Raw genomic sequence first — 19,223 nt, forward strand, 5'->3', positions numbered from 1 at the left:
AGCAGGCCGGGGCCGGCGCGGCCCGCCTGCGCGCCGCCTTGATGATCTGACCTTCCACGACCTGCGGCACACCCGTCAGACCCTCGCCGCGCAGACTGGCGCGAACCCTGGCTGACCTGATGAAACGGTTGGGTCACTCGTCCATGGCGGCTGCTCGCCGGTACCTGCACGCCGTCGACGGGCGCGGCCGGGAGATCGCCAAAGCCCTGTCCGAGTTGGCCGCGCATGGAGACGTCGCACGCCTACCCCGGCACATCACCATGCGCAGCTAGTTGATGGACTACTCCCGCGATACGACGAACCAACCCAGCGCACCTAGGGCAACCAGCAGTGCTACGGCCAACAAGATGCCCGAGATCAGGAAGGGCATGGGGATGAGCGACGTGGCTTCCAGGATCAGCGAACTCGCGGCGACCAACGCGACGCCAACACCGACGCGGACCCTCCGGGATTGCCGGCTCTCCGTCGGATGGGCCGGCCGAGCCCAGGTGATGGGGAACCGTTGCGACACGGCGAGACGGACGCCGAATACGAACAGGAGAAAGTTGAAGACCACGAGCACCAGGCGGAAGGCGACCACCACGGAGTTCGCGTCACTCATGCGGCCATCATTCACGGGGTGTCAAGGCTAGTCGCACGGGCCATCGCACGACGGGTTGCGACGGCTGTCTGACCTGCTGAAATGCGGGTGCCTGAAAATCGGAAGGTCGGCGGTTCGACCCCGCTCCTGTCCGCATAGCCTTTCGCCAGGCTACCGGAGCGCCGACCAGCGGAAACGCCGGTCGACGTTTTGCTTTGCACTCCTGAGGGCCGTTTGTCTGGTCTGATCCTCGTTGACCCGGAATCTCGCTGATGGCGGCACAACAGCCAGACCTTGGCAGCCCAGACCGGCGCGACCCTGGCCGACCTGATGAAGCGACTCGGCACTCGTCCATGCAGCGGCCCGCCGGTACCTGCACGCCGCGGACGCGCGTGATCGTGAGATCGCCAAGGCCCGGTCGGAACTCGCCGCACACGGTGATGTCGCACGCCTGCCCCCGCATCACGATGCTGGTTGATGGCTACTCCCGCCCCAGGACGATCCATCCCACGGCAGCGACAGCAAGGAGCAGTGCCACCCCGAACAGGGCGGCTCCGAGCATGAAAGGCATTGGGATGAGAAACGGCGCTTGCTGGATCAGCAGGCTCGCATTAACCAACGCGATGCCGCCACCGATGCGGACGGGTTGGGATCGCTGGCTCTTCGTCGGATGCGCGAAGCGAAGCCAGGCCCGGGGAAACCGTCGCGACACGGCGACGCGGACGCCGAATACGAGCAGGAAGAAGCTGACGGCCGCCAGCACCAGGCGGACGACCGACAACGGGTCCATGTCACTCAGGCTCATGCGGCCATCGTTCAGGGGGGCGTCAAGGCCGCTGCCGAGCGGCGAGCAGCCGCCATGCCGCGCAGCGATCTTGACCCGTAAGGAGCGCCATGAGCGCCGGCGGACACCCTTTCCAGCCTGTCCCTGCTGGTGCTGCCTCGGCGGCACAACCCCGCTGGCGTGGCTGATCTGCGCCCAAGACCTGGCCTCGGCGCTGGCCCAGCACCCGCTCACGTTCCTGTCTTCAGTGTGAACCGGCGGCGGGCCGACGGGGTTGGCCATCGACCTCGTCCGCCGGTACCAGACCGAGGTCCCGGCCCACCTACCGGCACGTTGCCCCTTCACCCCGAGCTGCAGCGCGTACGCGGCCTCGGCGTTCGAACGGTTCGGCTTCTGGCGTGGCCTGGCGTTGACGGGCGGCCGGCTGTGCCGCTGCCGGACGAACGTCGTTTGGGGTACCCCAACCCGCTGCCCGGTGACTAACCACCCCATCACGCGACTACGGCCTGCCCTCGCGTCAGCGCTCCCGGCGCTGCTGCCCCTGCCGCCGCTGCGCCATGCCGCCCTGGATCGCCTCCCAGACGCTCCGGCCGGCCTGCCGCAGCGTCTCGCCCGCCTGCCCGGCGAGCTGGGACGCCTGCGCGGCCCCGCCCTGCCGCCGCCCGCCCCCGCCCTGAGCCGGTCCACCGCCCTGCGCCGCGGCATCCGCCGACCTCCCGGCCACGTCCCCGGATTCGCCGGCCCCGCCCTGGGCGCGATCCGGCCCGCCCTGGGCACGAGCGGCACCGCCCTGGGCGCGATCCGGCCCGCCCTGGGCACGAGCGACCCCGCCCTGGGCGCGGTCGCCAATCTTCTCCTCGCCTCGGGACCCGCCGCCGCCGGCGTCACCGCGTGCATCCCGGTCGCCCGCGCGCGTACCGGTGTCGGCGGGTCGGCCGCCCTCGGCACCCGCCGGTCCGGACGGCCACTCGGTCAGCGGCGGCTCCTGCGGGGACCCCGCCGGCAATGGACCGGCCGGGGACTCCGGGCGCGGCCCGGCGGGCCGCCCCGGCGCGGCCGCCACTGGCTGGCCGGCGGCCGGCCCACCTGACGGGCCCTCGGACCGGGAGCCGGCAGACTTCCCGCCCGGGCCTTCGCCGGCGATCCGGGTCGGCCGCCGCGCCGCCCTGTCGGCTGGCCTGCAGGCCGGCCTGGGCGGGCTGCTGGCCGACCCGCCCGCCCTGCTGCCCGGTCCGGTCCGGTCCGGTCCGCGCGCCGCTGTCCCGCTCTCGCTCATGCTTCCCGCTCCCTCACCCGCAACCGGCCGTCGGGCCACGTCAGGCGCGGTTACCCGGTTTACCGGTGGCCATCCGTGGCCGAATCGGCATCGTCGGTCGCTTCCCGCTGTCCGGAAAGGGGCAGTGCGCGAAGCTGCACACCGGGGCATCAGCCGGTATGGTCCGGGCCTATGGGACAGGAGATGGCGGACGTCCGACAGGACGTCGAGCGGTACGCGCTCCGCAGCACCCTCCTCGCCCCAGCCACGGCAGAGCAGGCGTTCGCGGTGTTCACCGGGGCGCTGGCCGACTGGTGGGTCCGCGAATACACCTGGTCGGGGCCGGAGGCGCTGGCCGAGCTGGGGATCGAGCCGAGACCCGGCGGCAAGCTCTACGAGATCGGCCCGTACGGCTTCCGGAGCGACTGGGGCCGGGTGCTCACCTGGGATCCGCCGAAGCGGCTCGTCTTCACCTGGCAGATCGGCCCGGACCGGGTGCCGGTGCCGGACCCGGCGGGGGCCAGTGAGGTGGAGGTGCTGTTCCGGCCCGACGGGTCGGGGCAGACCCGGGTCCAGGTGGAGCACCGGCATTTCGACCGGCACGGCGAGGCCGCCGAGGGCTACCGGGAGGCGCTCACCGCCGGCTGGCACGAGCTGCTCAGCCGCTACCTCACCACGCTCGCCCGGCACGACGCCGAGCCCGGCTGAGCCACCCCCGTCCAGGCCGGCTGAGCCACCCGCGACACGGTCCGGGCCGGGACGCGACCGGCGCGGCTCACCGCGCGATCCCCCGGCCGGCCGCGCCGTCGACCACCCCGCGACCGCCGAGGTCCACCCGGCGGCCCGCCTCGGCCCCGGCGCCGAAGCCGGTGCCGGCCAGCCGGCGGGGCGGTGCGGTGCGCAGCCGCGGGTACACCTCGGTCACCCGGCGCGCCACCCGGTCCGAGCGGTCGGCGAGGACCAGCGCGACCGACGGGGCGTCCCGCTCGGCCGCCGCGCCCGCCTCGGCCGCCCGCAGCCGCTCCCCGACCACCCGGGCGAAGCCGGCCAGCCAGGAGCGGCGGAACGCGGCCGGATGTTCACCGGCCGGCACGGCCGTCCCGGACAGTCCGTGCGCGGCCTGCACCAGCAGCGAGGTGAAGAGCAGGTCGACCCGCTCCAGGTCGCTGGCGAAGCCGAACAGGTGCAGGGCGAAGCCGTCGCCCCGCGCCCGGCGTACGCAGCGGCAGCGCAGCGGGTCGGCGACGGCCGCGAGCAGTCCCGCCTTGTCCCGCGCGTACGGGGCGACGACGTCGACCACCCGGTCGCCGACCGGGTCGGTGGCCGGGTCGCGGGCGGCCAGCAGCGCCCGATCGACGCCGTAGCGGGCGATCAGCTCGGTGGCCTTGGCGGTGAAGGCCGCGGACTCGGCGGGCGTGCAGGCCGGGTCCTCGGCCTTGGCCAGCAACTTGCGCACCTTGCTCAGCATCGCCTCGGACATGTCACCAGAGCTATCACACCGGCGGGGCGGTCCACTGCGGACGAAACGGCCGGCAGCATCACCATGCTCGGCACCCTGTCCGCAACGCAGGTTCACCCCTTCGCTGGCGGCATCCGCGTGGCGACCCCGGGCGCCGCGCCGTCACCCGGCCCGACTACGCAGGGTGGCCACGGTCGAGCCGGCGAGGGTGAGCAGACAGTCCGGCAGCAGGCCGTCGGCGGCCGCCGCCCCGAACAGCGCTTCTCCGGTGTCCGCGTCGTGGTTGGCGTACGCGCTGACGAAGCGGGCCACCCAGCGGGTGTCGTAACCGGCCTCGTCGATGCCGGGAAAATCGAGCGCGCAGGCACCGGGCGGCGGGTCGCCGACCATGGTGGCGGCGAGGCACCAGGCCACCCCGTACGCCCCGGCGAGCCCGGACCGGTCGACCACGGCGTCGAAGGTGCCCACCACCGCGTCACCGTCTCCGGCCAGCGCCGAACGGAGCACGGCGGTCGCGTCGTCGAGCGTCTGGTCAGGTACTTCGGTCACCTGCCGCACAGTAGGACGACAGGTCAAGCGGTGACCCGGGACACCGTGGCGGTGACGGAGCGTACCGGTGACGGATGGCCGACCGCTGCCGGTGGGCTCCACGCTCCCACCAGCCGCCCCGGCGCGCTATGGTGCCCAGCGGAACTTCCCAAAGGTAAGGACGACCATGCTCGTAACACGCGGCCCGCGCGCTGCCATCCTGGCGGCCGGTGCGGCGTTCCTGCTCGTCACCAGCGCCTGCGGGACGACCGACAAGCCCGAAGAGACGGACACCTCACAGGTGCGTCTGTACGGTACCGACGGCAACATGCTGAACTCCTTCCCCGCCGAGCTGAAGGAGCAGGCCGACCTGGTCGACGGCATGAAGGGCACCACCCCGTTGACGCCGCTGACGGACGACTTCAAGGAGCGACTGCGGGCGGTCGACCCCAAGCTGGCCGACTTCCTCTACGCCGCCGAGTCGTACGACGCGGTGATGATCAGCGCGTTGGCGGCGCAGCTCGCCGGCAGCACCGACCCGGCGGCGATCGCCAAGCAGATCGTCGGGGTGACCACCAACGGTCAGCGCTGCTCGGACGCCAAGACCTGCCTAACGCTGGCCCGCGCCGGGCAGGACGTGGAATACCGTGGCGTGTCGCTGACCCGCGCCGGCTTCACCGACGCGGGCGAGCCGGCCACGGCCAGCTACGCGACGCTGCACTTCGACGCGCAGAAGATCAACGACGCGAAGACCGAGTTCGTCGGCGCCGGGGACGAGACCGGGGCGAGCACCAAGGCCCCGCCGAAGGCCAAGAAGCAGCGTGGCGGCAAGGACGACCGAAGCGACGGCTCTCCGCTGGTCCTCGGCGGCCTGCTGCCGAAGACCGGTGACCTGGCCCTGGCCTACCCGCCGCTCGCGGCCGGGGCGGCGCTGGCGGTCAGGGAGATCAACGCCGCGGGCGGCGTGCTCGGTGAGCCGATGGTCTGGTTCGACGGCGACGACGGCACCAACCCGGCGGTCGCCAAGGCCACGGTCACCTCGCACATCCGCAAGAACGTGCAGGTCATCATCGGCGCCGGCGCCTCGGGCATCTCCAGGGCCGTGCTGCCGGACGTGGTCGCCGCTGGGCGGATCCTGTTCTCCCCGTCCAACACCGACTCCGGGCTGAGCAAGGTCGACGACCAGGGCCTCTACTTCCGGACCGTTCCGCCGGACAGTCTCCAGGGCCGGGCGCTGGCCGACGTGATGCTGCGGGACGGGCCGCACAAGATCGTCTTGGTGGCCCGCAAGGACTCCTACGGTGAGGGCCTGCAGGAGACCGTCCGCGCCGAGCTGGAGGAGGCCGGCTTCGGCGGCGACCGGGTGAAGCTGTTCACCTACGAGCCGCCGGCGGACGCCGCGGCGGACGAGGTGGACTTCAGCGGCATCGCGAAGGAGATCAAGAGCTACGGTCCGGAGGCGGTGCTGATCATCGGCTTCGCCGAGTCCGCCGGACTGATCCGGGCGCTGGACGACGCGGGCGTGTCGATCCGGCACTGAGCACGGGCGACGACGGCCGCACCGGGCATCCGGTGCGGCCGTCGCGCGTACGGGGTGGGTCAGCGGGATCGGCGGCGCTCCAGGAACTCGGTCATCCGCCGCCGCTTCTCCTCGTCCTCGAAGAGCACCGCCTGGCTGACCAGGTCGAGGTGCGGATGGGCGGCCGGCGGCGCGTCCACGGCCAGCTTGGTCAGCCGCAGCGCCAGCGCCGAGCCCTTCGCCATCTCGTCGATCAGCTCGTGCGCGGTGGGCAGCAGCTCGGCAGGCTCGGCCACCACCCGGTTGACCAGGCCGATCCGCAGCGCCTCCTCGGCGTCCACCCGCCGGCCGGTGAAGAGCAGCTCCTTGGCCCGGGCCTCGCCGACCAGCGCGGGCAGCCGGTAGGTCGCGCCGGCGCCGGCCAGGATGCCCAACCGCACCTCGGGCTGGCCGAAGACCGCCCGGGCCGTGCACACCCGCAGGTCGCACGTGTACGCCAGTTCGGCGCCGCCGCCCAGCGCCGGCCCGTCCACGGCGGCCAGGGTGGGCATCGGCAGGGCCCGGATCCGGGCGAAGGCCGCCTGGTTGATCGCGGCGAGGGCGTCCAGCCGGCCGCGCTCGCGGAGTTGGCCAATGTCCGCCCCGCCGGCGAAGATGCCCGCCGCGCCGCCGGTGAGCAGCAGCAGCCGGGGACGGGCCTCCAACTCGGCGCAGACCGCGTGCAGCTCGCCGATCAGGTCGGCGTCGATCGCGTTGCGCTTCTCCGGCCGGTCCAGCGTCACCACCAGCCGGTCCGGCAGCTCCTCGATCCGCAGCCCGCTCACCGGCCCGCCCCTTCCCCGTCGGCCCTGCGGCCGTCCACCCAGCGGTAGAAGCCCTGGCCGGACTTCGTGCCGAGCTTCCCGGCGGCGACCATCTCCACCAGCAGCGGCGGCGGCGCGAAGCGGTCCCCGTAGGCGGCCTGGAGGGTACGCGCGATGTCGAGCCGGACGTCCAGCCCGACCAGGTCGGTGAGCTCCAGCGGGCCGACCGGGTGCCGGTAGCCGAGCACCATCGCCTTGTCGATGTCGGCGGGGCTGGCCACCTCGTCGGCGACCATCCGGATCGCCTCCAGGCCGAGGGTGACCCCGAGTCGGGAGGTGGCGAAGCCGGGCATGTCGCGTACGACGACGGGGTTCTTGCCGAGCCGGCCGGCGAGCGCGACGGCCGCGTCGGTGGTCTCCCCGGCGGTCGCCGGGCCCACCACGATCTCCAGCAGGGGCATCGCCCAGACCGGGTTGAAGAAGTGCAGCCCGAGGAAGCGCTCCGGCCGGGCCAGCGGCTCGGCCAGCTCGGCGATCGGGATGCTGGAGGTGTTGCTGCCCAGCAGCGCCGGCCGCAGCCCCTCGGCCTCGCGCAGCACGGCGCGCTTGAGGTCGAGCCGCTCGGGCACCGCCTCCACGACCACGTCCGGCTCCGGCGCGACCTCGCCCAGCGCCGCGCGCAGGGTCACCCGTTCCCGGTGCCCGGCGGCCTCGTCGGCGCGGAGCTTCCCGCGTTGCACCGCCCGGTCCCACAGCTCACCGAGGCGCGTGGCCGCGGCCTCCGACCGGCCCCGGTCCACCTCGACCAGTTCGACGGCGTGTCCCGCACCGGCGGCGACGTAGGCGATCCCGAGCCCCATCGTGCCGGCACCGACGACGACAAAACGACCACTCATGACGCTCCCTCGCTGCGCGCGGCGACGTACGGGGTCTCCGTCACGCCGTGCCGCTCGCTCCTGGGTGCGACCCTATGCAGCAACGCCCGGGGCGGCATGCGTGGGGGATCGCCGGACCGGGTACAGACGGCCCTCAACGCCAAGGGAAGGACGTGGGACATGAGTCAGACACCGAAGACCGTGGACGGCACCGGCACCACCGAGGACGGAGAGACTGTGGAGACGCGCGGCGACGAGCGCGTCGACCTGCTCCGCGCCGACACCGACAACGACGGGCAGACCGACGTGTGGGTGGTGGACACCGACGGTGACGGCAAGGCCGACCTGTTCCAGTTCGACACCGACGGTGACGGCAGGGTCGACATCACGATGGTCGACATCGATGAGGACGGTACCCCGAACAAGGTGGTCGACGGCGACGGCGGGCTGCCGCCGGAGCAGCTGCCCCCGACCGTGCAGGTCTAGGCCCATGCCGGGGCCCCCGGTCCGGGGGCCCCGGCGTGGCGCTCAGCCCGCCAGCCGCAGGGTGGCCAGGTAGTACGGGGCGTCCCGGTCGTCCACGTCGGTCAGCCGCCATGCGGTGCCCCGGACCAGCTCGGCCAACTCCTCGGCGGAGCAGACGAGGTAGTCGAACCAGTCGGTACCCAGCTCGCGGTAGCGAAGCCGCAGCCGCAGCTGGCCGCCGAGCCGGCCGCGCCGCCGGTTGAGTTCGTGGTAGCCGGTGTGCAGCGGGTCGTTCGTGCCGTACGGGTCGGTGCCGTGCGCGATGACCTGCGCGCCGGGCGCGGCCATCGCGGCGAGCGCGGCGAGGAACGCCGCCGCCCGGTGCCGCCCCTCGATCAGGCCGAGGTTGTTGCCGAGCAGCAGGAACGTGTCGTACCGCCGGCCTTGGGCGACGTGCTCGTCGACCGTGCCGAGGACGAGGTCACGCACTCCCCGGTGTCGGCACACCCGCAGCGCGCCGACCGAGGTGTCCAACCCGGTCACCGGCACGCCGCGCTCCTGGAGCAGCAGCGCGATCCGCCCGCCCCCGACGCCGACGTCGAGCGTCGCGCCGCGGGCCCGGTCCACGGCGCGGTGGTCGTACGGCTGCCAGCCCTCCGGACCGTCGAGGTAGTGCGCGGCCGGCGCGCCGTTGATCAGCCCGTCCTCCCGTTCGATGATCTCGATGACCGGTCGGGGCAGCCGCCCGCCCACCAGCGGCCGGGGGCCGACCCCGGTGTGCACGGCGTACGCGTCGCGCAGCATCTCGCCGAACACGTCGCCGATCCTCGGTTCCCCGGTCACGGGGTTCACGCTATCCGCGCGGCCGGGGCCTGTCGCGGCCGTATCCTGGGCGGCGTGACCGACCTGGACCGCCTGGCGGCGGAGAAGTACCTTCTGCTGACGACGTTCCGCAAGGACGGTCGGGCGGTGCCGACCCCGGTCTGGGCGGTGCGTGACGGCGACACGCTGGCGGTCTGGACGGCGGCGGACTCCGGCAAGGTGAAGCGGATCCGGCGCGACGGCACGGTGACGCTGGCCCCCTGCGACGTACGCGGCCGGCCGCTCGGTACGGCGGTCCCCGGGCACGCCGTGCTCTGCTCCCCGCAGGAGAGCGACCGGGTACGCGACCTGATCAAGCGGAAGTACCGGCTGCTGGGCCGGCTCAGCCTGCTCGGCAGCCGGCTGCGGCGGGGCGAGCGGGGCACGATCGGGATCCGGGTCACCGTCCACGAATGAGCGTCCGGGCCCGGACATGGTTCAGGGGCGGTGGATCATCGCTGTCGCGACGTCCGCCCGCCCCTGAGACCGGAACGTTTCTCGGTCGGTCGGTCAGTCAGTCTCCCTGGCGCTGCTGCGGGATCTGCCCCTGAAGCAGGGCCCGAACCTCCGACTCGCGGTACCGGCGGTGGCCGCCCAGGGTCCGGATCGCGCTGAGCTTCCCCGCCTTGGCCCACCGGGTCACCGTCTTCGGGTCGACACGGAACATCGACGCCACCTCGGCCGGCGTGAGTAGCGGCTCTGGTTCGTGCGTTCGCGATGCCATCGGTCACTCCTCCACATGTATAGACATCGGCCGGGGTCCCGCCGGCCGACGCGTCTCCCATGGTCCGGCTAGTCCCCGATGTCCGACATGGGCCGAACGGCCGAAGGTCCCTAGACGGACGGATGAACCATGCCCGATTTATCTGACTTTTGCATGCCAGAAAGTACCTTATTCGGACTCATGGTCACGGTTCGTGATGCGTCAACTACGAGTGAGTCTCGTATCCGACAGCATCGCTGGGTGGATTCGTGGTCAGTTGCACCGCTCCAGCAACTGCACCGCCCGCCAGCGGGCCACCAGCCGGTCGTACGCCCCCGACGCCTCCTCCGCCTCGCCCTTGGAGAGCCCGGCCAGACCGGCGGCGACCAGCTCCGTCGAGTCGTCCGCGGCCAGCGTCTCGTCGGAGAGCAGCTGCACCAGGCCGCCGTAGTCCAGCTCCACCACCGACCGCGGGTGGAACTCCTCCAGCCACCGGGCGGCCTCCTCGACCGCCTCGGTGATCGGGGCATCCCCGACAGACTTGCGCAGCACCGACAAGGCCCGGGACGACCGGCGGCGGGCCTTGGAGATCTCCGTGCGGTAGCGCAGCGCCCGCCGCCCCGGGTGGGTGACCAGGTCCCGCTCCCCCGGCTCGAAGAGCACGAACCAGCGCAGCGGCACACCCCAGGTGGCGATCTGCTCGTGCAGCCGCGGGACGCCGTGTTCGAGCACCCGCGCCCCGCTGCGCCAGTCGTCGACCACCGCCTTGGCCTGACCGGCCAGCACCGGCGGGACGAACGCGTCGGCGAGCACCGACGGCACCCCGTCCCGCGCGCTGAGCGCGGCCTCGGCCACCCGGATCCGCAGGTTCCAGGGGCAGACCAGCAGCGTGTCGTCGGCTTCCAGGACGTACGCCTCGTCCGGCAGGTCCGGCAGCCGGGTCCAGCCCGCGCCGAGCGCCTCGATCACCGAGGTGCGCTGCCGCCCGGGGCCCTCCAACGGGGCGACCGCACGCCCCTCCCGCACGTAGCGCCGCCAGTACGACTGGCGGTCCCGGTCGAAGGCGGTCAGCGGCTCGTAGACGCGCAAATAGGCAGCGAAGAGCGACGGCACGGCGCGATCCTCCCACGAGACGGGGCCCATCGCCGTCAGCGCCCGCCGGCAGGCGCGACGCGGACGGCGGTGCGGCGTCGACCGATATTAGGCTCTGCAGGACCGGCAGCATCCCGCCGGCGTCCACCAGGTCCGCGTCCCACAAGGGCGCACACCGAAACAGGAGCAAGCCATGGGCGTATTCGCGAGCACCGACGACCCGGGATCGACCGGTCACGAGCAGGTGGTCTTCTGCCAGGACAAGCAGACCGGCCTCAAGGCGATCATCGGCATCTACTCGACCGCGCTGGGCCCCGCGCTCGGCGGCACCCGGTTCTACCCGTACGCCAGCGAGGAGGCGGCGCTGGCGGACGTGCTCGACCTGTCCCGCGGCATGGCGTACAAGAACGCCCTCGCCGGGCTGGACCTGGGCGGCGGCAAGGCGGTCATCTGGGGTGACCCGGAGCAGATCAAGAGCGAGCCGCTGCTGCGCGCGTACGGCCGGTTCGTCGAATCGCTGGCCGGCCGCTACTACACCGCCTGCGACGTCGGCACCTACGTCGCCGACATGGACCTGATCGCCCGGGAGACGCGGTACGTCACCGGCCGCAGCGTGGAGCACGGCGGTGCCGGCGACTCCTCGATCCTCACCGCCTGGGGCGTGTTCCAGGGCATGCGCGCCGCCGCCGAGCACGTCTGGGGCGCCCCGACGCTGGCCGGCAAGCGGGTCGGCGTGGCCGGCCTGGGCAAGGTCGGCAAGTACCTCACCAAGCACCTGCTCGACGACGGCGCCGAGGTCGTGGCGACCGACGTCAACCCGAAGGCCCTGGAGTGGGTGCGCGCCACCCACCCGCAGGTCGAGCTGGTCGACGATGCCTCCGCGCTGGTCGCCGCCGACATCGACGTGTACGCCCCGTGCGCGCTGGGCGGCGCCCTCAACGACGACACCGTGCCGGCGCTGCGCGCCAAGGTGGTCACCGGGGCGGCCAACAACCAGCTCGCCCACCCGGGGATCGAGAAGCTGCTCGCCGACCGGGGCATCCTCTACGCCCCCGACTACGTGGTGAACGCCGGCGGCGTGATCCAGGTCGCCGACGAGATCGAGGGCTTCAACTTCGACCGGGCCAAGCTGCGCGCCACGAAGATCTACGACACCACCCGGGAGATCCTGCGGCTCGCCGACGACGAGGGCGTGCCGCCGGCGGTGGCCGCCGACCGGCTCGCCGAGCGCCGGATGGCCGACGTGGGTCGGCTGCGCACGATCCACCTGCGCTGAAGGCGGCCCCCGGGGTGCGGGCAGCGGCCTGCGCCTCGGGGCATCCCGAGTAAGCTGCTTTCGAGGAGCTTAGTGGGGGTTTGTCCGGTGTCACGCCCAGCCCCAGCATCCGCTCCTTACCGGGTACACTCGGTGACGGCCGGATCGCTGCGACGCGCAGGGCCGGCTGACGGTAACCCGAGGTGCCGAACGGTGGCATCCCCATGTACCGTAAGAGCCACGAGAGATGCCTGACGTCATCGGGGCCCGCCTTCGGGCTGCCCCGCATTCTGTGCGAGGGGGTCGAGCCATGGGGCGCGGCCGTGCTAAGGCCAAGCAGACGAAGGTGGCCCGGGAGTTGAAGTACCACTCCCCGAACACCGACCTCACCGCCTTGCAGCGCGAACTGGCGGGTGCTGGTAAGTCTGAGCACAACTTCGACGACGACTACAAAGAGTATGTCGACGACGACGATGAGGATCACGCGGACGACGACCCGGACACCTGGGTTCCTCCGACCCGCTGACCTCCGGTCGCATCTGAGCACGCGGTAACTCCCCGCGTGCTCACGCATGTGCCCGACAAAGCAGCGCCACAAAACCGACGATCAGGGACCTCGCCCCGCCGGAAGACTCCGGCCGGCCGGCAGGGTCCCTGATCTCGGCGTGTTCAGCGCGGGCGGTTGTTCCAGTTGTAGAACGTCGGGATGTTCTCGAAGTGGTTCCACGCGCAGACCGCGCTGGCGCCGTCGGAGCCCGACACCTCCGCCCGTGACCGACGCGCGGCCTCGGCCTCGTGGAGCAGAGCGGTCAGCCCCGGGGCGGCCTGCCGGACCCGGTCCACGACCGGATCGGCGATTCCTCCCCCGATGTGCTCAGGCTGCCGGTGACTGGTGGTCTCGGGCATGCTCCAACACTCCCTCCAGTAGGCGGATCTTGCTGTTTCGGCAGTGCTCGGTCTCCGTACCGTCGAACCGCCCCTGCTCGAAGTAGCGGTTGGCCGCGTGGCCGCCACCGCAGAAGCCGAAGTACGGGCAGGACGACCGGCACGCCTCGACCCCGGTCAGGAACTCGCCGACCCACGACGTGCCCGCCGCGCCGGCCAGGATCTCGGCCAGCGGGGTCGCCAGCACGTTGCCGCTGCTGAAGTCGCCGTAGCGGGGGTCGGTGAACCCGGCCAGCTCGGGGGAGAGCACGGTCACCGAGCCGTCGTGACCGATGGTGGGGATCGGGTCGAGCTGCCGGGGCAGCAGGTCGTCCGCCGCGCCGTCCAGCACCGCCGCGGCGTAGCGCAACGACCACTCCACCTCCCGCAGGTGGACGCGGGGCGCCCGGCGCCAGGCCGCGACCAGCTCCGCCCAGAACGCGGTCACCGTCGCCGCGTCGTGCGCGTTGCCCCGGGTGTTGACCCCCTCGGTCTCCTCGATGTTGACGCCGAGCACGTCGCAGCCGAGGTCGAGGACGTAGTCGTACAGCTCGGTGGCGAGGCCCGGGGCGGGCCGGCTCACCACCGCCAGCGCCGAGAACGGCAGCCCGTGCCGGCGCAGCACCTCCACGCCGCGCACGATCCGGTCGTACGCCGGCCGGCCGGCCCGGGTCACCCGGTCGCCGTTGCGTTCCCGGGGGCCGTCCACGCTCACGCTCACCCGCACCCCGTGCTCGACGAAGAACGCGCACCAGGCGTCGTCGATCAGCGTGGCGTTGGTCTGGACGTGGTGCTCCACCTCCGGCCCGAACGGGGCGATCAGGGCGGCCAGGTGCTCCCGGCCGGCCGCGAGCGGCTCACCGCCGTGCCACACCACCGAGAACCGCCCCGTCGCCGCCCACGGGTTGACGGAGGCGGCGACCGCCTCGGCCACCGCCACCGGCATCCGCCGGTCGGCGGCCCGGAACGGCAGGTAGCAGTAGGTGCAGTCGAGGTTGCACAGGGTCGTGGGCTGCATCACCACGTACGAGGGGACCGGGGCGATGCCCCGCATCCCGGTCACGGACTGTGCCCGAGCAGCCATCGACCCTCCTCCCCTGCCTGAGGCCCTTCAGGCTAGGCGGCGATGGCCACTCGGGTGAAGCCCTGATCAGGTGCCCGGATGATCAACGGAGTGTCATCACCCGCGGGTGTGCTGGCCGATCATCTGCACGTTGCCGGAGCCCTCGATGATCTCGCCGGCCTGCCAGGCGTCGACGCCGCGGCCGGTCAGGGTGGCCAGCGCGCGGTCGGCGTCCTCGGCGGAGACGACCGCGAACATGCCGACGCCCATGTTGAAGGTCGCCTCCATCTCCGCGTCCTCGATCCGCCCCTTGGACTGGATCAGGTCGAAGACCGGCTGCGGCTTCCAGGTGGAGCGGTTGACCACCGCGTCGACGTGCTCCGGCAGGACCCGTACCAGGTTGCCCGGGATGCCACCGCCGGTGACGTGGGCCAGCGCCCGCACCTCGGCCTCGGCGATCAGCTTGAGGCAGTCCTGCGCGTAGATCTTGGTAGGGGTGAGCAGCTCCTCGCCGAGGGTGCGCTGCCGACCGAAGTCCTCGATCACCACGTCCAGCCGCATCCGGCCCGCACCGAGCAGCACGTGCCGCACCAGCGAGTAGCCGTTGGAGTGCAGGCCCGAGGAGCGCATGGCGATCACCACGTCACCCACCTCGACCCGCTCCGGGCTGAGGATGTCGCTCTCCTCCACGACGCCGACGCCGGTCGCCGAGATGTCGTACTCGTCCGGGCGCAGCACGCCCGGGTGCTCGGCGGTCTCGCCACCGAGCAGGGCGCAGCCGGCGTACCGGCAGCCGTCGGCGATGCCGGCGCCGATCTCGGCGACCTTGTCCGGCACGACCTCGCCGGTGGCAATGTAGTCGAGCAGGAACAGCGGCTCGGCGCCGCAGGCCACCAGGTCGTCGACGACCATCGCGACCAGGTCGATGCCGACCGTGTCGTGGATGTCCATCTGCTGGGCGATCACCAGCTTGGTGCCCACACCGTCGGTGGAGGAGGCCAGGATCGGGCTCTTGTACTTCTTGGTGTCCAGCCGGAACAGGCCGGCGAAGCCGCCGAGGTCGCCCATGACCTCCGGCCGCCGGGTCTGCTTCACCTTGGACTTCAGCAGCTCGACCGCGCGGTCGCCCGCCTCGATCGACACACCGGCGTCCGCGTACGAGACCGAGCGTTTGCGCATCGTGCGGCCGGCGCCGGCCGTCCAGGGCTGGCGGTCGCCGCCGGCGCCCGTCGGGCTGCTTCCTGCGCCGCTGCGCTCGGACACGTGCGTCACGGTTCTCCCCTTTGTGGTTCTCGGTGCCGCTCGGGGTGCCCGGGCGGCGCCGGGTGGTGCTACGGGTGGACAGTCACGCCGCCCGGAGCGGCGACGAGCGGTGGGACGGTGTGCGCGAGGTCGCCGGAGGGCGCGTTCGTGACCCGCCGCCCCACTCCTTCGAGCACGTGCTTGCCGATCAGGTTCCCGGCCGGCAGCTCGATCGGGTACTCCCCGTCGAAACAGGCGCGGCAGAGCCGGGTCTTGGGCTGCTCGGTCGCGGCGATGAGACCCGGGAGCGAGACGTACCCGAGGGTGTCGGCGCCGATCGAGCGCCGGATGCCGTCGTTGTCCAGCCCGTTGGCCAGCAGTTCGGCGCGGGTGGCGAAGTCGATGCCGTAGAAGCACGGCCAGTTGACCGGCGGCGAGGAGATCCGGACGTGCACCTCCAGCGCGCCCGCCTCGCGCAGCATCCGCACGATGGCCCGCTGGGTGTTGCCGCGCACGATCGAGTCGTCGACCACCACCAGCCGCTTGCCCCGCACGTTCTCCCGCAGCGGGTTGAGCTTGAGCCGGATGCCGAGCTGGCGCAGGGTCTGCGACGGCTGGATGAAGGTGCGCCCGACGTACGGGTTCTTCATCAGGCCGGCGCCGTAGGTGATGCCCGACTCCTCGGCGTACCCGATCGCGGCCGGGGTGCCCGACTCCGGCACCGGGATCACCAGGTCGGCCTCGACCGGGTGCTCCTTGGCCAGCTGGCGGCCGATCTGCACCCGGGCGGCGTGCACGTTGCGCCCGGCGATGGTGGCGTCCGGGCGGGCGATGTAGACGTACTCGAAGAGGCAGCCCTTGGGCTCCGGCGCGGCGAACCGGCTGGACCGCAGCCCGTCGGCGTCGATGGCGATCAGCTCGCCCGGCTCGACCTCGCGGACCACGCTGGCGCCGACGATGTCCAGTGCGGCCGTCTCGCTGGCCACCACCCAGCCGCGCTCCAGCCGGCCGAGCACCAGCGGCCGTACGCCGTGCGGGTCACGGGCCGCGTAGAGCGTCGACTCGTCCATGAAGACGAAGCTGAACGCGCCCCGCAGCTGCGGCAGCACCTCCAGCGCGGCAGCCTCCACGGACAGGTCGGGGCGGCTGGCCAGCAGCATGGTCACCAGCGAGGTGTCGTTGGTGGCGCCGTCGGCGACCAGACCCCGCTCGGCGACCTCCTTCTGCAGCTCGGAGGTGTTGACCAGGTTGCCGTTGTGGGCCAGCGCGATGGTGGTGCCGGAGGTGGTGGACCGGATGGTCGGCTGGGCGTTCTCCCAGGTCGAGCCGCCGGTGGTGGAGTAGCGCGCGTGCCCGATCGCGACGTGGCCGCGCAGGCTCGCCAGCGTCGGCTCGTCGAAGACCTGGGCCACCAGGCCGAGATCCTTGTAGACCACCACCCCGGAACCGTCGCTCACCGCGATGCCGGCGGCCTCCTGGCCCCGGTGCTGGAGCGCGTAGAGCCCGAAATAGGTCAGGTTGGCGACCTCTTCGCCGGGGGCCCAGACACCGAAGACGCCACAGGCGTCCTGCGGGCCGGGTCGTTGGGGATCAAGGTCGTGGCTCAGCCGGCCGTCGCCTCGGGGCACCCTGCCGCTCCCTCATGCTGCTCTGGACTGGCCTGGCGGGATCAGAGGTGCTGATCACGCTCCTCGGCCGGGACCACTGTCGTCGCCTGACAGTGTACGCGAATGGAAGTCGATACAGAAAGTCACGATTCGGCTCCAAGGCGTCACCGGCGCCAGCAAGGAGCCCCTGCTACAGGGGTAGATGCTCGGAGAGGTCCGCCCGGTTCCCACTCACCCGTACGCGACCCTCGGCGACCGCCTCCGCCCAGGAGAGCCGGCCGGTGGCCAACGCCAGCCAGGTGGGCGGATCCATCTCGACCACGTTCGGCGGGGTGCCACGGGTGTGTCGAGGGCCCGGAAGGCACTGAACTGCACCGTAAGGTGGGACACGCACCTCCACCGATCGGCCGGGGGCGCGCTCCGCGAGGGCGGTCAACAAGGCACGGACCGCCTCTCGGTACACCGGCCGTTCGGGCGTACGCCCCTCGTCGAGCGCCGTCAACGCCGCCGCGACCGCGGCGGACTTAATGTGCGGAGAGGACACGACGGGACGATACGACCCGATGTCACCGACCCCGACGCTGGCCCTGGGTCGCGCCGATCCGGTCAGACAAGGCATAGTTGCCGACGGCGTATTCGTACCGTGATGATCCCGGGCCCACCCGGCCCGGGAAGTCAGTCCGGAAGGCGGTGGACGTGTCAACACACCGACGTGCCTGGAAGCAGCGGGCCGGTGTGGTCGTAGCGCTGGTTGTCGGCGCCCTGCTCACCGTCCCCGCAACACCGGCCCAGGCCGCCAAAATCACCTCTTCTTCGGGAAGCTCGGTCACCGTCGACGCGGGCCGCGGCAACAGCCGCATCCGTATCGAGGTCACTCCAGACAGCAACGAGAAGACGGCTAACCTCAGCGTCGCCGGTCTCCCCGAAGGCGTCAGTTGCGGCGGCTGCAACCAAGCCATCGATTTCGGCCTGCTTGGCGGGTCGCAGTCCGTGACCTTGACCTTCTCGGCCAGTGACGACGCGCCGGCAGTCAATGGGGCCCGGGCGACGATACAGGTCAAGGGCGGCGGCGGCGGCTCCGATGATTCCATGCCGATCAGCATCACCGTGAACGCCAAGGCGGCCCCGGCGCCGACCCAGAGCGAGACGGTCAAGTCGATCTCCGGCAAGGTGGTCGTGGCGGCCAACAGCGAGGCGGTCCCGAACGCCATCGTGATGCTGCGCGACTCGCAGGGTCACCAGTACCAGACCACCAGCGACGGCAGCGGCAACTACCGCTTCACCGGCTCCAGCTCGCAGCCGATCAGCCCTGGCCGGATCGACCTGGGCGCCACCAAGGACAACACCCCCGGGACCAAGACCATCAACGCGAGCGCCGGGCAGAGCCTGACCGGCCAGCGGATCGCCCTGCCGCTCAAGGTGGAGGTCTCCCCGAGCGCCACGCCGTCGGCGAGCGTCGAGGCGCTGCCGACCGACGAGGTGACCGAGGAGGCCACCGACGAGAGCGCCGAGGCGACTCCCGGGCAGGCCCAGACCGCGTCCGACGAGGGCGGCAGCTCCGCCTCCTTCCTGATCATCCTGCTCGGCGGCCTGCTGGTCGCGGCCGGCGTCGGCACGATCGTGCTGCTCTGGGTGCGGCGCAAGAACGCCGACGAGGACGACGAGGACGCTCCGGCCGGCGCCGGCGCCGCAGGCGCGGTCCCCGGCGCGCGGGGCGCGTTCCGGGGCGCCGACGACCAGACCCGTGTGGTCAACCGGGTCGGCGCCGGACCGGACCCGACCATGGTCGGCGGCACCTCGCTCAGCGACGCGCCGACGATGATGCACCGCCCGATCGTGGACGACGTCCCGCCGGACCCGTACGGGGCTCCGCCGCAGCCGTACGGCGCCGCGGGCGCCGCGCAGGGCGGCTGGGCCGGCAGCGGCTACGGCGACGAGCCCGCCCAGGGCGGGTACGGCCAGCAGGGCGGCTACGGCAACGCCCCGTCCTCGGGTGGCGGCTACGGCAACACTCCGTCCGCCGACGCCGGCTACGGCAACGCGCCAGCCTCGGATGGTGGCTACGGTGCGGCCGGTGCCGCCGGTGCCGCTGCGGGTGGCTACGGCAACACGCCAGCCTCGGATGGTGGCTACGGTGCGGCCGGTGCCGCCGGTGCCGCTGCGGGTGGCTACGGCAACACGCCAGCCTCGGATGGTGGCTACGGTGCG

Annotated in this window: 24 protein-coding genes and 1 pseudogene; 10 read left to right on the forward strand and 15 right to left on the reverse strand. The window is 72.3% G+C overall.

The features are described from left to right. Window positions 1-119 precede the first annotated feature (119 nt). A complete protein-coding gene (locus tag AB0I41_RS09065; protein WP_357103824.1) occupies window positions 120-272 on the forward strand; it encodes a hypothetical protein in 153 nt (50 codons plus the stop codon). Between the two features lie 8 nt (window positions 273-280). Here AB0I41_RS09065 and AB0I41_RS09070 read toward each other — a convergent pair whose 3' ends face one another. Together AB0I41_RS09070 and AB0I41_RS09075 are read right to left on the reverse strand one after the other, a co-directional pair. After that, entirely contained in the window at window positions 281-601 is a 321-nt protein-coding gene (locus tag AB0I41_RS09070) for a hypothetical protein (protein WP_357103826.1), read from the reverse strand. Between the two features lie 460 nt (window positions 602-1,061). Next, window positions 1,062-1,385 carry a hypothetical protein gene (locus tag AB0I41_RS09075; RefSeq protein ID WP_357103829.1) on the reverse strand — a complete coding sequence of 108 codons (324 nt, stop codon included), beginning with the start codon at window positions 1,383-1,385 and terminating at the stop codon, window positions 1,062-1,064. A 253-nt stretch (window positions 1,386-1,638) separates the two neighbouring features. On the opposite strand from AB0I41_RS09075, the pseudogene yidD reads away from it, so the two are divergent. The 3 genes and pseudogenes from yidD to AB0I41_RS09090 all read left to right on the forward strand — a co-directional run. Next, window positions 1,639-1,797: pseudogene (yidD, locus tag AB0I41_RS09080) on the forward strand (membrane protein insertion efficiency factor YidD); the annotation flags it as partial. A 42-nt stretch (window positions 1,798-1,839) separates the two neighbouring features. Further along, window positions 1,840-2,454 (forward strand): hypothetical protein, encoded by a 615-nt coding sequence (locus AB0I41_RS09085; protein WP_357103933.1) that lies wholly within the window; start codon window positions 1,840-1,842, stop codon window positions 2,452-2,454. 357 nt (window positions 2,455-2,811) lie between these two features. Then, entirely contained in the window at window positions 2,812-3,327 is a 516-nt protein-coding gene (locus AB0I41_RS09090; protein ID WP_357103832.1) for an SRPBCC family protein, read from the forward strand. A gap of 67 nt (window positions 3,328-3,394) precedes the next feature. On the opposite strand, the gene AB0I41_RS09095 is transcribed toward AB0I41_RS09090, so the two are convergent. Next, on the reverse strand, window positions 3,395-4,099 hold the full coding sequence (locus tag AB0I41_RS09095) for a DUF2786 domain-containing protein (protein WP_357103834.1): 705 nt from the start codon (window positions 4,097-4,099) through the stop codon (window positions 3,395-3,397). 141 nt (window positions 4,100-4,240) lie between these two features. After that, a complete protein-coding gene (locus AB0I41_RS09100) occupies window positions 4,241-4,627 on the reverse strand; it encodes a hypothetical protein (RefSeq protein ID WP_357103836.1) in 387 nt (128 codons plus the stop codon). 166 nt (window positions 4,628-4,793) lie between these two features. Between AB0I41_RS09100 and AB0I41_RS09105 the strand changes: the two genes are divergently transcribed. Then, complete coding sequence (locus tag AB0I41_RS09105; protein ID WP_357103839.1) at window positions 4,794-6,146, forward strand: ABC transporter substrate-binding protein; 1,353 nt, start codon at window positions 4,794-4,796, stop codon at window positions 6,144-6,146. A gap of 59 nt (window positions 6,147-6,205) precedes the next feature. On the opposite strand, the gene AB0I41_RS09110 is transcribed toward AB0I41_RS09105, so the two are convergent. Beyond that, window positions 6,206-6,949 (reverse strand): enoyl-CoA hydratase/isomerase family protein, encoded by a 744-nt coding sequence (locus AB0I41_RS09110; RefSeq protein WP_357103842.1) that lies wholly within the window; start codon window positions 6,947-6,949, stop codon window positions 6,206-6,208. Next, the gene (locus AB0I41_RS09115) at window positions 6,946-7,824 is read right to left on the reverse strand and encodes a 3-hydroxyacyl-CoA dehydrogenase family protein (protein WP_357103845.1); all 879 of its coding nucleotides are present in this window, start codon (window positions 7,822-7,824) and stop codon (window positions 6,946-6,948) included. The genes AB0I41_RS09110 and AB0I41_RS09115 overlap by 4 nt, the downstream gene beginning before the upstream one ends. 159 nt (window positions 7,825-7,983) lie before the next feature. On the opposite strand from AB0I41_RS09115, the gene AB0I41_RS09120 reads away from it, so the two are divergent. Further along, complete coding sequence (locus AB0I41_RS09120; protein WP_357103847.1) at window positions 7,984-8,289, forward strand: hypothetical protein; 306 nt, start codon at window positions 7,984-7,986, stop codon at window positions 8,287-8,289. 42 nt (window positions 8,290-8,331) lie between these two features. Here the strand turns inward: AB0I41_RS09120 and AB0I41_RS09125 are convergent, their stop codons facing one another. After that, window positions 8,332-9,111 (reverse strand): methyltransferase domain-containing protein, encoded by a 780-nt coding sequence (locus tag AB0I41_RS09125; RefSeq protein ID WP_357103849.1) that lies wholly within the window; start codon window positions 9,109-9,111, stop codon window positions 8,332-8,334. 54 nt (window positions 9,112-9,165) lie between these two features. Here AB0I41_RS09125 and AB0I41_RS09130 point away from each other — a divergent pair, with 54 nt between their 5' ends. Further along, window positions 9,166-9,546 (forward strand): PPOX class F420-dependent oxidoreductase, encoded by a 381-nt coding sequence (locus AB0I41_RS09130; protein WP_357103852.1) that lies wholly within the window; start codon window positions 9,166-9,168, stop codon window positions 9,544-9,546. Between the two features lie 97 nt (window positions 9,547-9,643). Here the strand turns inward: AB0I41_RS09130 and AB0I41_RS09135 are convergent, their stop codons facing one another. Further along, window positions 9,644-9,853 (reverse strand): BldC family transcriptional regulator, encoded by a 210-nt coding sequence (locus AB0I41_RS09135; protein ID WP_007073996.1) that lies wholly within the window; start codon window positions 9,851-9,853, stop codon window positions 9,644-9,646. Between the two features lie 252 nt (window positions 9,854-10,105). After that, entirely contained in the window at window positions 10,106-10,945 is an 840-nt protein-coding gene (locus AB0I41_RS09140) for a hypothetical protein (RefSeq protein WP_357103854.1), read from the reverse strand. Between the two features lie 172 nt (window positions 10,946-11,117). On the opposite strand from AB0I41_RS09140, the gene AB0I41_RS09145 reads away from it, so the two are divergent. Further along, window positions 11,118-12,200: a Glu/Leu/Phe/Val dehydrogenase gene (locus tag AB0I41_RS09145; protein WP_357103857.1), complete on the forward strand. Its 1,083-nt coding sequence runs from the start codon at window positions 11,118-11,120 to the stop codon at window positions 12,198-12,200. Window positions 12,201-12,489: 289 nt separating this feature from the next. Beyond that, window positions 12,490-12,705, forward strand: a complete 216-nt coding sequence (locus AB0I41_RS09150; RefSeq protein WP_088976875.1) for a DUF3073 domain-containing protein — start codon at window positions 12,490-12,492, stop codon at window positions 12,703-12,705. Between the two features lie 143 nt (window positions 12,706-12,848). Here the strand turns inward: AB0I41_RS09150 and amcA are convergent, their stop codons facing one another. The 6 genes from amcA to AB0I41_RS09180 all read right to left on the reverse strand — a co-directional run bounded on the left by amcA (window position 12,849) and on the right by AB0I41_RS09180 (window position 18,118). Further along, a complete protein-coding gene (amcA, locus tag AB0I41_RS09155) occupies window positions 12,849-13,085 on the reverse strand; it encodes a multiple cyclophane-containing RiPP AmcA (protein ID WP_357103860.1) in 237 nt (78 codons plus the stop codon). Continuing rightward, a complete protein-coding gene (amcB, locus tag AB0I41_RS09160; protein ID WP_357103927.1) occupies window positions 13,054-14,157 on the reverse strand; it encodes a cyclophane-forming radical SAM peptide maturase AmcB in 1,104 nt (367 codons plus the stop codon). The genes amcA and amcB overlap by 32 nt, the downstream gene beginning before the upstream one ends. Window positions 14,158-14,283: 126 nt before the next feature. Next, on the reverse strand, window positions 14,284-15,438 hold the full coding sequence (purM, locus tag AB0I41_RS09165; RefSeq protein ID WP_357103863.1) for a phosphoribosylformylglycinamidine cyclo-ligase: 1,155 nt from the start codon (window positions 15,436-15,438) through the stop codon (window positions 14,284-14,286). 59 nt (window positions 15,439-15,497) lie between these two features. Continuing rightward, complete coding sequence (purF, locus tag AB0I41_RS09170; RefSeq protein ID WP_357103866.1) at window positions 15,498-17,036, reverse strand: amidophosphoribosyltransferase; 1,539 nt, start codon at window positions 17,034-17,036, stop codon at window positions 15,498-15,500. Window positions 17,037-17,205: 169 nt separating this feature from the next. Next, window positions 17,206-17,559 (reverse strand): sterol carrier family protein, encoded by a 354-nt coding sequence (locus AB0I41_RS09175; protein WP_357103869.1) that lies wholly within the window; start codon window positions 17,557-17,559, stop codon window positions 17,206-17,208. A 22-nt stretch (window positions 17,560-17,581) separates the two neighbouring features. Beyond that, complete coding sequence (locus AB0I41_RS09180) at window positions 17,582-18,118, reverse strand: hypothetical protein (RefSeq protein WP_357103872.1); 537 nt, start codon at window positions 18,116-18,118, stop codon at window positions 17,582-17,584. On the opposite strand from AB0I41_RS09180, the gene AB0I41_RS09185 reads away from it, so the two are divergent. After that, the coding region (locus AB0I41_RS09185; RefSeq protein WP_357103875.1) for a carboxypeptidase-like regulatory domain-containing protein at window positions 18,105-19,223 on the forward strand (1,119 nt) is incomplete at its 3' end. The genes AB0I41_RS09180 and AB0I41_RS09185 overlap by 14 nt on opposite strands.

This window comes from Micromonospora sp. NPDC050200 (assembly GCF_040656135.1).
Classification (GTDB): Bacteria; Actinomycetota; Actinomycetes; order Mycobacteriales; family Micromonosporaceae; genus Micromonospora.

Coding starts and splice junctions, on each gene's coding strand:
- AB0I41_RS09065 (WP_357103824.1), top strand. CDS start 120: ATGAAACGGTTGGGTCACTCGTCCATGGCGGCTGCTCGCCGGTACCTG.
- AB0I41_RS09070 (WP_357103826.1), bottom strand. CDS start 601: ATGAGTGACGCGAACTCCGTGGTGGTCGCCTTCCGCCTGGTGCTCGTG.
- AB0I41_RS09075 (WP_357103829.1), bottom strand. CDS start 1,385: ATGAGCCTGAGTGACATGGACCCGTTGTCGGTCGTCCGCCTGGTGCTG.
- AB0I41_RS09090 (WP_357103832.1), top strand. CDS start 2,812: ATGGGACAGGAGATGGCGGACGTCCGACAGGACGTCGAGCGGTACGCG.
- AB0I41_RS09095 (WP_357103834.1), bottom strand. CDS start 4,099: ATGTCCGAGGCGATGCTGAGCAAGGTGCGCAAGTTGCTGGCCAAGGCC.
- AB0I41_RS09105 (WP_357103839.1), top strand. CDS start 4,794: ATGCTCGTAACACGCGGCCCGCGCGCTGCCATCCTGGCGGCCGGTGCG.
- AB0I41_RS09115 (WP_357103845.1), bottom strand. CDS start 7,824: ATGAGTGGTCGTTTTGTCGTCGTCGGTGCCGGCACGATGGGGCTCGGG.
- AB0I41_RS09120 (WP_357103847.1), top strand. CDS start 7,984: ATGAGTCAGACACCGAAGACCGTGGACGGCACCGGCACCACCGAGGAC.
- AB0I41_RS09135 (WP_007073996.1), bottom strand. CDS start 9,853: ATGGCATCGCGAACGCACGAACCAGAGCCGCTACTCACGCCGGCCGAG.
- AB0I41_RS09145 (WP_357103857.1), top strand. CDS start 11,118: ATGGGCGTATTCGCGAGCACCGACGACCCGGGATCGACCGGTCACGAG.
- AB0I41_RS09150 (WP_088976875.1), top strand. CDS start 12,490: ATGGGGCGCGGCCGTGCTAAGGCCAAGCAGACGAAGGTGGCCCGGGAG.
- amcA (WP_357103860.1), bottom strand. CDS start 13,085: ATGCCCGAGACCACCAGTCACCGGCAGCCTGAGCACATCGGGGGAGGA.
- amcB (WP_357103927.1), bottom strand. CDS start 14,157: ATGCGGGGCATCGCCCCGGTCCCCTCGTACGTGGTGATGCAGCCCACG.
- AB0I41_RS09180 (WP_357103872.1), bottom strand. CDS start 18,118: ATGCTGATCGGCATGGAATCATCGGAGCCGCCGCCGCCGCCCTTGACC.